This is a genomic window from Tengunoibacter tsumagoiensis (assembly GCF_003967535.1).
Lineage (GTDB): Bacteria > Chloroflexota > Ktedonobacteria > Ktedonobacterales > Ktedonobacteraceae > Tengunoibacter > Tengunoibacter tsumagoiensis.
Genome location: NZ_BIFR01000001.1, coordinates 3,110,552 through 3,122,282, shown reverse-complemented (window position 1 = coordinate 3,122,282; position 11,731 = coordinate 3,110,552). Strand labels below are relative to the sequence as shown.

Sequence of the window (11,731 nt, the reverse complement as noted above, 5' to 3'; positions counted from 1 at the left end):
CGAGACCCTTCTTTATTTCCAGGCCAGACGCTTCCATATCGAGCGTTTGTCTAGGATTTTTAAAATTTTTGTATCTGGGCAGATTCCGGGCCGGTCCTCTGATGAAAGGATTGCCTCTTCTGCGAGAACTGGAATGCCCGGATATCCACCTCTCCCACCTTGCATCTCCCACTATCATGCGATAGACTGAAGCGTCGATCTTACCGTCGCGTTGTTTATGCTCCATGCTGGAAAGCGAGTAATCTGTCATGACAAAGCTCAGTTTTGGGATCAAAACAGCTCCTCAAAATACGACTTATGAAGCTATGCAAGAGATCTGGTTAGCAGCTGATGCCGAACCAACAATCGAACATGCCTGGCTGTTTGATCATTTCTATTCACTTACAGGCGACCCCTCCGGTCCCTGCCTGGAAGGTTGGACAGTCCTGGCTGCCCTGGCCGCTGTAACAAAGCGCATTCGTCTGGGCCTGATGGTCACTAGCAATACCTATCGCTTCCCTCCTGTACTGGCAAAGATTGGGGCCACGGTCGATGTGATCTCTAAAGGACGGCTCGATTTTGGCATTGGAGCAGGATGGCACGAACAGGAACATGCAGCATATGGGATTCCACTCTACAAAACTGGAGAACGCCTGCGCCGCCTGGAAGAGGCCTGTGAATTAATTACGCGGATGTGGACCGAACCATCCGCAACGTTTGAGGGCCGCTATTATCAGATTAAAGATGCCTATTGCGAGCCAAAACCAATCCAGAAACCCGTCCCTCCATTTGTCATCGGTGGCGGTGGCGAACAGCTTACGTTACGCATCGCGGCCCGCTATGCCTCCATCTGGAACCTTCCCGGAAGTCCCGTAGAGGTCTTTCAACATAAAAGTAAGGTCCTGGATGAACATTGTGCCGCCATTGGTCGCGATCCCTCAACAATTGTACGCTCAACTCAGCTGGTCGTTAATCCCGACAATCTGGCTGAAACCCGCTCAACTGTACAGGAGTTTATTGCCGTGGGAGCCACACACTTTATTCTCAATATTCGCACCCCTTATCCCACACAGATCATTAAACGCATCGTGGCTGAGATTATTGAGCCATTACTCTCACAATATGCAGTAGAAGAGTAACGCTTATTTTCAGAGCTTGAAAGCGCTATTTCTCAAGCCTCTCACAGTTCAAGACGAACTTCTGGCTCTCCCGTTTGACTTATTAGTTGAAAACCGCGATAATATCCCTAGAGGTGAGATGTAGAGCTATGAGCCAAACGGGACAGTCCTATACATTTGCTGGTCAACTTTTGACCTGTCCAATCTGTAAACAATCATCATTTGAGCAAGAGAGTACGCTCTTGCACCATGAGGAAGATGCACAGACGCCAACCGATACGTATCTCTGTACGATCTGTGGCTATATGCTCTGGTTCTCTCCCGCTGAGGTAGATGCTCCCGGTCAGGCCTATCTTCTGTTGAACCGCCCGCTTCAGTGTGCGATGTGCGCCCATACCCTCTTTCACTCCAGTGAGATTCTCCTTAATACCCGCACTGCTATATTCATGCAATTCAATTGGGCAACCCATCATGCCCTGAATTATATCTGTGCACATTGTGGCTTTATCAAATGGTTCTTCACTGAAGAGGTTGCCCGACCCGGTAAGACGTATCATGTCGCTCATCGCCAATTAACGTGTCAAAGCTGTACAAGAATAGCTTTTCGTGAACGCGAAACGCTCCTGAGTAGCAAAAGTCCAACGTTCCCAGAGGCAGATTGGACCGATCAGTCCACAAAAAATTATATCTGTACAACCTGTGGCTCGATTCACTGGTTTGTCTCCTGAGACAACAACATATTCTCTACCATCGAAGATGGATAATGCTCTGGCTCTTACATTGACAAACACCACTCTCTGCCCTACAGTGGGAAAAGATGGAAATGTTCGGCTCTAAATTGAGCGCTCATTGCGTTTTTTCCACACAGGAAACGTTTTGTATAGACAAGGGAGATGATCTTCCTTGAGAGGATGTACATGGCAATTAATTTACTCACGAAAAAACTTCAGATGAAAAGTGGACAACGTGTCCTTCTCCTGAATGCTCCATTAGGCTATCTCAAAAATCTTGAACCCCTCCCAGAAGGTGTCGACCCTGTCTCCACTCCAGATGGCGAATTCGATTTCGTGCAACTCTTTGTCAAAAATCTTGAGGAGCTTGCTGAGGCTCTCCCTATCGCTCTGCAAGCCATAAAATATGATGCTCTCTTCTGGATTGCCTATCCCAAAGGCGGCTCGAAAGCTGGAACCGATCTTCACCGCGATACACTTTCTCAGGCCGTTTCAGAACATAATTTTAGTAGCGTGACCCTTGTCTCTCTGGATGAAACCTGGTCCGCAATGCGCTTCCGCCCCACCGAACAGGTTGGCCAGTAACAGAATCTCTGGTGTGGGGAAGGTAACAGCGACACCACTCCACACCTGATCGATCAAGAAAAGATACCTCAGCGGTTCTTTATGCGTTTACTCTGGGACGGATTCGATAGGTATTGATCTCTACATTCAGTTCTTCAGTCGCTCTACGCGCAGCCTGCGCAAAATCTGCTCCGGTAGAGGCATAAAGAATGGCGCGTGAGGAGCTTAGCAGGATGCCCCAGCCACGACTGTCCTGGCCCGCCAGAACAACGGATCTCACATCACCTGCCTGAGCACCAATACCAGGGATAAGAATAGGCATATCACCAATCAAAGAACGCACCTGTCTTAACTCATCAGGATAGGTAGCACCTACGACAAGCGCACAATTTCCATTGGTATTCCATTCCTGAGCAACACTACGAGCCACGACTTGGTACAGAGGCATATCCCCAATTAACAGATCTTGAAATTCGCCTGCACCGGGATTGGAGGTCCTGGTCAGGACAATAATCCCTTTCTCTTTCCTGTTCAGAAAAGGTGTAAGGGCCTCTTTACCGAGATAGGGGTGAACGGTAACGGCGTCAGCTTCAATCAGATCAAAGGCAGAGGTCACATAACCACGATTGGTGTTCCCGATATCTGCCCGCTTGGCATCTAGAATAATCGGAACCTGAGGATACTGACGTTTGCTATACTGCACAACGCGCTTTAAAGCTTTCAAGCCAGCCTCTCCCTGAGCCTCAAAAAAGGCGCTATTGGGCTTATAGGCACAGACGAGGTCATGTGTGGCGTCAATGATCCCACGACAAAAGGTAAAGAAGGCCTCTTCAATGGAGACATTGCGCGTTACGCTCTCTGGCAAACGTTCATACTCGGGGTCCAGGCCCACACAGACGAAGTTCTCTCGCTGCCAACATGCTTCTACAAGCTCATTAAAGGTAACTGTAGACATCTTTATCTCCTCTTTTCTCTCCTGTGGACTGAGAGAGATCTTCCCCGACAGAAGCGACACATCTCTCTCTACAGGCACAATTATGGCTGAATCGCTGCCTTTTGACGAGCTAAAAAGGCTTTCCCTTTGCCCAGACGCGTATTAATCGGCACTCCTTGCGCACAGAAAGGGCACTCTTCTTCCGTATAGGTCTGAAGGGGCAGTTCAATAAGGGCATGAAGGGGAACATTCCCTACATCGGCAGGCTGAACATTGCCTCGATTGCAGAGCACTGTAAGCCCTACGACATTTCCACCTTGCTGGCGAACTGCCTCAATCGCTTGCTTGGCCGAGCCACCGGTCGTTAAGATATCTTCGACGATCAGGATATTCTTGCCTGGGAGATAGGCATCATACCCACGGGTAAAGATAAAATGTTTGTCAACTCCGTCGCTTCCCTTTTCAGCAAAGACGGCCAGGGTTTCGCCAGAGGTGCGGCGAGCATTGAGATGATGGGCTACCCACTGCGATAGAACAATGCCCCCCAACACAGGGCCAACCACCACATCGATCTGCTCGGCTTCGTATGGGCGAGCCATCTCCTGACAAAGAGCCGAAATAACGCCCGGGTGCACATACAAAGCATCCTTATTCACATAGACCGAGCTATGTCGACCAGAGGTATAGACAAAATGGCTCTCAGTCACAATGGCGTTCACATCGGCAAACTTTTGCATGATACGCGGATCATTCATAAGACACTCTATCCTCCTACTCTTGGATAGGAAAGAGCGTGCCGTCTCCTTCCTTCTGGCTCTTCTCGCTGAACTTCACCAGTAGGAAGGAGGCGGGCACTCTTTCTTATTTGTACTCGTCCCAGGATTTCACTGGAATAGTCTGGAGATCCTTCTGCGTGATGGCCTTTGCAAACAGACGAGCCTGCTTGATCTTTGTAAACAGGTGAACGTTATGGTCAACGGCATACCGGCGCATGGCGTAATCGTCGTCCAGTTCTTTCTTAATATGGCCCTCGACAATATTAATGGCAAGGTCAATCTTCCCATCAGCGAAGTAGGTTAAGACGTTGGGCGACTTTTCTTCATGGATCTTATAGAGCATCGTGGTCTCAATCCCATGCTCGCGCAAGAAGGCGCTGGTCTTCTCGGTGGCATAGAGAGGAACATTCAAGGTGCTTAGCAACTGAACGCTCTCCAGGAATCTGGCTTTCTTTTCATCACCACCCAGGCTGATAAAGATCCCTTTCTTCGGCACTGTCCCACCTGTTGCAATAATGGCCTTGAGGTAGGCTTCTTCAATATCGTCACCAAAGCAGGCAACCTCGCCAGTAGAGGCCATCTCAACGCGCAGGACTGGATCGGCTCCGGTCAGGCGCGAGAAGGAGAACTGCGGCGCTTTGATGGCGATAAAGTTGAGCTCTGGAATGCTGACGGCTGGAATATGCTCCTGGAAGAGGGCATCTACAAAGGTCTCAATGAAGTTGATGCCTGTAACTTTGGAGATGAAGGGGAAGGTGCGTGAGGCGCGGAGATTGACCTCGATCACATAGACCTGATTCTCTTTGGCCAGGAACTGCATATTGAAAGGGCCGGTGATATTGAGGGCCCTGGCAACAGCTCGCCCAACCGCTTCAATGCGCGCCTTCGTCTGGTCATTGAGTGTCTGGGGAGGCAGGACGATGGTCGCATCACCTGAGTGCACCCCTGCATTCTCAACATGCTCTGAGATGACAAAGACCTTCACTTCGCCTCGCTGCGCCACTGCATCCAGTTCAACTTCACGCACCTGACGCATAAATTTAGAGACTGTGACGGGATGTTCTGGTGAGACGGCTGCCGCCTCTTTCACATACTGCTCTAACTCTTCCTGGGTGTAGCAGATGTTCATTGCGCTTCCAGAGAGCACATAGGATGGCCGCACCAGGACCGGAAAGCCAACGCGATCCGCAAATTGCTTGAGCTCGGTAAGATCGATAAAGCTGTTCCATTCCGGTTGACGAATCTCCAATGAGTCCAGTAGGGCAGAGAACTTATTACGATCTTCAGCGCGATCAATATCGCTCGCATCTGTTCCCAATAGTCGGAACCCATATTTCTGTAGGGCTTTGGCGCGGTTATTGGGTGTCTGACCTCCAACTGAGACAATCACGCCCGTTGGTGACTCAAATTCACAGATATCCGCAATACGCTCAAAGGTGAGCTCGTCAAAATAGAGCCGGTCGGAGATATCGTAGTCGGTTGAGACGGTCTCTGGATTACAGTTAATCACAATCGAACGCTTCTGATATTTCTTCAAGGCCTCGACGGTATTGACGGAACACCAGTCAAATTCTACTGACGAGCCAATCCGGTAGGGGCCTGAGCCCAGGACGACGACGCTACTCTCGCCCATCGGCTTCACATCATGATGCTGACCATTGTAGGTTGTGTAGAGATAGTTGGTCTCGGAGGGGAATTCTGCTCCCAGGGTATCGATCTGGAAGACGAAAGGCGTAACGCCCAGCTGTTTACGGATGGCTCTGACTTCGAGGCCACTCTTGCCGATAAGTTCGCCTATGCGTTTGTCGGAGAGGCCCATCTGCTTTAATGTGCGCATACGGGATTCGGTTAACTCAGGATTGGTGCGCAGCGACTGCTCACTCTCCACAATATGCTTAATACGCTGTAAGAACCAGAGATCAATCCCGGTAATCTCGTGGATCTCTTCAATGCTATGACCATGACGCATTGCGAGAGGGAGTGCAAACATTCGCTTTGGCGTGGGAGTATACAGATATTTGGCAATATTATCAACGACACGCTCACCATTAGCAAAGACCTTCTCGGAGGTTGCACCCTCAAAGTCAAGGTCCAGCATCCGAATACCCTTTTGATACGCTTCCTCAAAGGTACGGCCAATCCCCATGATCTCGCCAACGGATTTCATGCCTGTACCAATGGTCTCATCAACACCTTTGAATTTGTCCAGATCCCACCGCGGAATCTTGACGACGACGTAGTCCAGGCTGGGCTCAAAACAGGCTTTTGTTACTCCTGTCACACGATTGGTAAGTTCGGTCAGTGCATACCCGAGAGCCAGTTTCGCGGCCACATAGGCGAGAGGATAGCCCGTGGCTTTACTGGCAAGCGCTGAGCTACGCGAGAGGCGAGCATTGACCTCGATCACATAGAACTGCGAGGTCCGCGGATCAAGCGCATATTGAACGTTGCATTCTCCGACGATGCCCAGACTGCGCACAATCTCAATGGCGGCACTTCTCAACATATGATATTCATGATTGGTGAGCGTCTGGCTGGGCGCGATGACTATCGACTCGCCTGTATGAATGCCCAGCGGGTCCATGTTCTCCATATTACAGACGGTAATGCAGTTATCAAACGCATCGCGCACCACTTCATATTCAACTTCTTTGAAGTGGTGAAGGTACTGTTCGATCAGCACCTGAGGCGCAAAGGCCAGGGCGCCATTGACAATATGCTCTAACTCCTGGACATCTTTGGCGATGCCCGATCCCTGACCACCCAGTGCAAAACCCGCGCGAACCATGACCGGGTAGCCAATCCCTTCAGCAATTTTGAGCGCATCCACCAGGGTCTCAGCACTGTGGCTCTTTGGAGTGGGAATCGAGATCTTTCCAAGATGCTCGGCAAATTCCTGCCGATCCTCAGTAAGGATGATCGCAGAGACAGGTGTCCCCAGAATGGTCACACCATATTTCTCCAGGATGCCATGTTTATGCAGCTCAAGACCACAATTAAGAGCCGTCTGCCCACCAAACGAGAGCAGAATCGCGTCTGGCCGCTCTTTGGCAATAACTTTTTCGACAAAGAAAGGCGTCACTGGCAAGAAATAGACTTTGTCTGCCAATGTCTTTGAGGTCTGGATGGTTGCAATGTTGGGATTAATCAGTACGCTTTGAATACCTTCTTCTTGAAGGGCTTTTAAAGCCTGTGAACCCGAATAGTCAAACTCGCCAGATTGGCCAATTTTGAGAGCGCCCGCACCTAAAACGAGGACTTTACCTGGTTTATTCATACTAGCCATTCACCTTTGCTACGTTGATCTGTTCAATAAAGTAATCAAAAATCCATTCAGTATCCATCGGACCAGGGGCGGCCTCAGGATGGAATTGAACCGAGAAGAAGGGCTGCGACAGATGGCGAATGCCTTCATTGCTCCCGTCGTTGGCGTTAATGAACCAGGACACGAAGTTCTCTGGTATGGTTCCTACGGCAAAACCGTGGTTCTGCGTGGTGATGTAACAGCGTTTGCTGCCTTCCAGCAGGGCCGGCTGATTCTGACTGCGATGACCAAACTTTAATTTATAGGTATCGCCACCTGCCGCCAGCGCCAGCAACTGATGCCCAAGGCAGATGCCCATTGTTGGAATGGTACGCTCCATTGCGGTCCGAATGGTCTCAATTGTCTTCTGGGCCATTTTAGGATTGCCAGGTCCGTTTGAGATCAATATACCATCAAACGAAAAGTCACAGGACTCGCTAAACAGCTCATAATCCCAGGGAACGGTGATCAGGCTCACGTCGCGTGTCAGAAGGCTCCGCTCAATGTTGCGCTTGGCCCCGCAGTCAATCAGGACAATGGTGGTCTGACCAGTACCTGCACGTTTCACCTCTGTGGTTGAGACCTGAGCAACCAGATTCTCCAGGTTGGGATCGCGAAAATCGATATCCTCTTCAAACACGATCTTGCCTAACATCGCGCCATGGGTACGAATATGCTGCGTTAAAAGCCGCGTATCTTTAATCTCTAAGGCTGGAATCTGCTCGCGCTGTAACCATTCACCCAGACTCATCGTACTCTGCGCATGCGAAGGCGTATCAATATATTGAGAAACAATCAGACCGGCTGCATGGATCTTATAATCTTCCCAGAGGGAAGGTTCAGGGACGCCATAATTCCCCACAATAGGATAGGTCATCACCAGCACCTGTCCCGAAAAAGAGGCATCGGTCAGGGCTTCTGGATATCCAACCATGCCAGTGCAGAAGACAACCTCACCCGAGGTTGGACCATGGTAGCCAAAGGAGATCCCTTCGAAGCGGCTCCCATCCTCTAATACCAGGGTCCCCATGAGAACTTGAGCTGGTTTCACCAGATCGTGTTGCGGAACAGAACGCTCATCGACCGGAACAGTTGTATCTATAAAAGTCATTGTTTTCTCCTCGTCTTATGTATCTTTTCAAGCATTCAGAGAGGCCTTTCCCTATCGAACCAGCGACATTCTGTGGGAAAGGCTACAGTCAGGTGCCAGAGTAATCCTATGCTCGACCCAGAACCAGGGCTAAGAGAGCCATACGTGTATACAGACCATTGCGAATCTGGGAGCGCAAGAAGACTGCGCGCTCATCGCTATCAACGGCCGGATCAACTGAATCGACACGTGGCAAGGGGTCCATTAAGATCATCTCACTTTTGGCATAGGTGCGCAGTAGCTCAGGGGTTACTACGACGGTCTCTTTCAATCCCTGCAGATACTCTTCTCGTGAAGCAAAACGCTCTTTCTGGACACGGGTCCAATACCAGAAATCAGCTTGCTGCGGAATCTCTTTCTCGCTCCGAATCTCAACAAGCTTGATTCCCCGAGCACTCAACGAGACCAGATCATCGCCTGCCAGACGCAGCTGCTGAGGGGAGAGCAGGTAAATAGTGTTATTAGGAAAGAGTGAGAGGCCACGAATCAACGAATGAATCGCACGACTATTTAAACAATCTCCAGCCAGCAGACCAGTCAGATTATCCAGACGACCAAACTTTTCGTAGAGTGTGTAGAGATCCAGCAAGGTCTGGGTTGGGTGCTCATTATTTCCATCGCCAGCATTGATCACTGGCGAAAATTCCGCCGCATCTGCCGCTTGCTGAGCCGAACCAACGATGCGATGACGGAGCACTATCGCGTTTGAGTAGGCCTCAAGGACGCGAATAGTATCCTCAAAGCTCTCACCTTTATTGACTGAAGAGACAATCTCAGGATTTTGCATCTCTAATGTCTGACCACCCAGGCGCTTGACGGCAGCCGCAAACGATGTAAAGGTACGGCTGGAAGGCTCAAAGAACAGTAAGGACACGAGCATGCCTTCTAACAGATGTGAGGTCTTATTATTCACCACTATCTGCTTCATATGCTGCGCCAGGTCAAAGAGGATATGGAGATCTTCAGCGGCAAACTGATCAAAAGAAATGATGTCTTTACCACGAAAATTTCCATTGATCATCCCAGACTGTTTATGTGATCGCAATGGTGTATGTTGCATTCTTTTCTTCCCTCCCGTAACCAGCATTAAACACAACCGGTTGACAGGTCATCCTTTTCCTCTGCCCCAGTGAGTAAACGCTTGACCGACTGTGAAAAAAGCTTACATTCCTATGCTCTGCTGGATGCAGAGGCCCCGCAGCTCAAAAAAAAACCCCACCCCCGAAAAATAATGGGGTGAGGAAGAACCATTCTTCCAAAACAAAGCACCTGGCCCGCATTGCGAATGCTTGAGATGAGGACCTTCTACTCTCTTCTTCATTCTCATTAAAATGTGTGCGAAAACCATGCGGATGCCATGCCTTTACTACTCGGATAGGTAATTCAAATTGTTAGGAGTATACACATGAACGAGACATTTGTCAAGGGCTATTTTTGGACGGTTTGGACGATCTGTACTGACCAACGCAATAACATTCTGGGGGCAAACTACGACCATTCTTTGGCCGTTCTGAGTGATCACATAGAGCATAGACCAGTTGGTGCTATCACCTTTTTTCCGTATCTATATGCCCTTCAGTAGGGTCCATCCCTACAGCTGCATCCGCAAAGACTGCCTCATCAGGTTGAGGATTGCGCTCTTTCAAAATTTGGTGAAGAATGATGGCGGCAAAGGTTGCCAGTCCGATACCATCGATAGCAATCGTGCCAAAATGGACAGCCAGCCCACCCGTCATGCCAGCGCCGATAATCAAGGCCACACCGGCTGGGATAAGATTGCTACTCTTTGAGAAGTCCACCTTATTCTCAATCCAGATACGCCCTCCTGTGACGGCGATAAGGCCAAAGAGCACAAGAGAAAGTCCTCCAAATACGCCAGCCGGAATAGTGCTCACAATAGCCCCAAACTTCGGACAAAAACTGAAGAGAATCGCTATACAGCTGGCGATCACAAAAATAAGCGTAGAATAGACGCGATTAACAGCCATGACGCCAATATTTTCAGCATACGTCGTAACACCGGTTCCCCCAAAAGAGCCCGCCAGGATCGTAGCGACAGAGTCACCCATGAAGGCACGTCCCAGGTATTTGTCTAGATTAGATCCAGTCATTGCGCCAACCGCTTTGATATGCCCAATATTTTCAGCTGCTAGAATGATAGCGACGGGAGTAATAATGCTCATCGCATTCGCTTGAAAGACGGGAGTCGTAAATTGCGGCACACCTATCCATGCCGCCTTATTCACCTGAGTAAAATCAATTTTTGAGCCAATCCCAGCCAATCCCAGGAGGCCATACACCACATACCCCACAATGCCACCTAGAAGAATAGGCAACCGGCGCAACAGGCCAGGAGCATAGACGGAAAACAGAGCAACCGCTATGATCGTAACTAGCGCCATCCAGGCATCAAAAGGAGTAGTTGCTACCTGCTTGATAGCAGACGTGGAGAGGTTCAGGCCGATGACCATGACAACCGTCCCTGTGACAATTCCAGGCATAAGATAATTTAACCAGCTATATCCGACAATTAATACAATGATAGAGATGATAGCATATGCCACACCTGCCCCAATAATACCACCCAGGGCCACTGCAATAGCAGGATTCGGCCCTGTCCCAAGTTGATGCCCCGTCGCAGTAGCAACCACTCCCAGGAAAGCAAAACTCGAGCCAAGATAGCTGGGCACACGCCCCCCAACGAAGAGAAAAAAGATGAGGGTGCCAATACCAGAAAAGAGGATCGCTGTATTGGGAGGAAAACCCATCAAGATAGGAGCAACGACGGTCGAGCCAAACATCGCCAGCACATGCTGAAAACCCAGCAATAAACTTGGCCACCATGGCAGGCGCTCATCAGGAGCAACCACTCCACCGCTTGTATTCACCTTCCATCGAAGGAAGTAGCCAGATTTATCACTCATGGTCATTCCTTTGATCTCCCCTTTGTCTCACTCATAGATGCCTCTTCCAGAACTGTTATCACATTGAAACGGTTTGAAATCGCTGGAAGTATACGAGCCACTCAGAATCTTGTCAAAGTCAGCAAACAGGTTACTAAAACTCATGCGCTGGCTCTTGCGCTCCCCATAGGTTTTCCATACCAAAAGAACCTCTACACTTCTTGACCACAAAAAGTGTAGAGGTTCTCTGAAGCATCTTTGAGAGCATGCTC

General features: G+C 49.6%; 9 protein-coding genes. 3 read left to right on the top strand and 6 right to left on the bottom strand.

What is annotated here, in order from left to right; translation table 11 throughout:
* Positions 1–248: 248 nt before the first annotated feature.
* The 3 genes from EL628_RS12330 (at position 249) to EL628_RS12320 (ending at position 2,413) form a co-directional block, all read left to right on the top strand.
* On the top strand, positions 249–1,118 hold the full coding sequence (locus tag EL628_RS12330) for an LLM class F420-dependent oxidoreductase (protein WP_126580242.1): 870 nt from the start codon (positions 249–251) through the stop codon (positions 1,116–1,118).
* Between the two features lie 128 nt (positions 1,119–1,246).
* The gene (locus EL628_RS12325; RefSeq protein ID WP_126580241.1) at positions 1,247–1,825 is read left to right on the top strand and encodes a hypothetical protein; all 579 of its coding nucleotides are present in this window, start codon (positions 1,247–1,249) and stop codon (positions 1,823–1,825) included.
* 189 nt (positions 1,826–2,014) lie between these two features.
* Positions 2,015–2,413 (top strand): hypothetical protein, encoded by a 399-nt coding sequence (locus EL628_RS12320; protein WP_126580240.1) that lies wholly within the window; start codon positions 2,015–2,017, stop codon positions 2,411–2,413.
* A 79-nt stretch (positions 2,414–2,492) separates the two neighbouring features.
* On the opposite strand, the gene pyrF is transcribed toward EL628_RS12320, so the two are convergent.
* The 6 genes from pyrF to EL628_RS12290 all read right to left on the bottom strand — a co-directional run bounded on the left by pyrF (position 2,493) and on the right by EL628_RS12290 (position 11,486).
* The gene (gene pyrF, locus EL628_RS12315) at positions 2,493–3,347 is read right to left on the bottom strand and encodes an orotidine-5'-phosphate decarboxylase (protein WP_126580239.1); all 855 of its coding nucleotides are present in this window, start codon (positions 3,345–3,347) and stop codon (positions 2,493–2,495) included.
* Between the two features lie 80 nt (positions 3,348–3,427).
* Entirely contained in the window at positions 3,428–4,081 is a 654-nt protein-coding gene (locus EL628_RS12310) for a phosphoribosyltransferase family protein (protein WP_126580238.1), read from the bottom strand.
* A 106-nt stretch (positions 4,082–4,187) separates the two neighbouring features.
* The gene (carB, locus tag EL628_RS12305) at positions 4,188–7,379 is read right to left on the bottom strand and encodes a carbamoyl-phosphate synthase (glutamine-hydrolyzing) large subunit (protein ID WP_126580237.1); all 3,192 of its coding nucleotides are present in this window, start codon (positions 7,377–7,379) and stop codon (positions 4,188–4,190) included.
* Position 7,380: 1 nt separating this feature from the next.
* Positions 7,381–8,517, bottom strand: coding sequence for a glutamine-hydrolyzing carbamoyl-phosphate synthase small subunit (gene carA, locus EL628_RS12300; protein WP_126580236.1), 1,137 nt, complete (start codon positions 8,515–8,517; stop codon positions 7,381–7,383).
* 106 nt (positions 8,518–8,623) lie between these two features.
* Positions 8,624–9,616, bottom strand: coding sequence for an aspartate carbamoyltransferase (gene pyrB / locus EL628_RS12295; RefSeq protein ID WP_161975457.1), 993 nt, complete (start codon positions 9,614–9,616; stop codon positions 8,624–8,626).
* Between the two features lie 487 nt (positions 9,617–10,103).
* A complete protein-coding gene (locus EL628_RS12290) occupies positions 10,104–11,486 on the bottom strand; it encodes a solute carrier family 23 protein (protein ID WP_126580234.1) in 1,383 nt (460 codons plus the stop codon).
* Between the last annotated feature and the right edge of the window lie 245 nt (positions 11,487–11,731).

Coding starts and splice junctions, on each gene's coding strand:
- EL628_RS12330 (WP_126580242.1), top strand. CDS start 249: ATGACAAAGCTCAGTTTTGGGATCAAAACAGCTCCTCAAAATACGACT.
- pyrF (WP_126580239.1), bottom strand. CDS start 3,347: ATGTCTACAGTTACCTTTAATGAGCTTGTAGAAGCATGTTGGCAGCGA.
- EL628_RS12325 (WP_126580241.1), top strand. CDS start 1,247: ATGAGCCAAACGGGACAGTCCTATACATTTGCTGGTCAACTTTTGACC.
- carB (WP_126580237.1), bottom strand. CDS start 7,379: ATGAATAAACCAGGTAAAGTCCTCGTTTTAGGTGCGGGCGCTCTCAAA.
- carA (WP_126580236.1), bottom strand. CDS start 8,517: ATGACTTTTATAGATACAACTGTTCCGGTCGATGAGCGTTCTGTTCCG.
- EL628_RS12310 (WP_126580238.1), bottom strand. CDS start 4,081: ATGAATGATCCGCGTATCATGCAAAAGTTTGCCGATGTGAACGCCATT.
- pyrB (WP_161975457.1), bottom strand. CDS start 9,616: ATGCAACATACACCATTGCGATCACATAAACAGTCTGGGATGATCAAT.
- EL628_RS12290 (WP_126580234.1), bottom strand. CDS start 11,486: ATGACCATGAGTGATAAATCTGGCTACTTCCTTCGATGGAAGGTGAAT.
- EL628_RS12320 (WP_126580240.1), top strand. CDS start 2,015: ATGGCAATTAATTTACTCACGAAAAAACTTCAGATGAAAAGTGGACAA.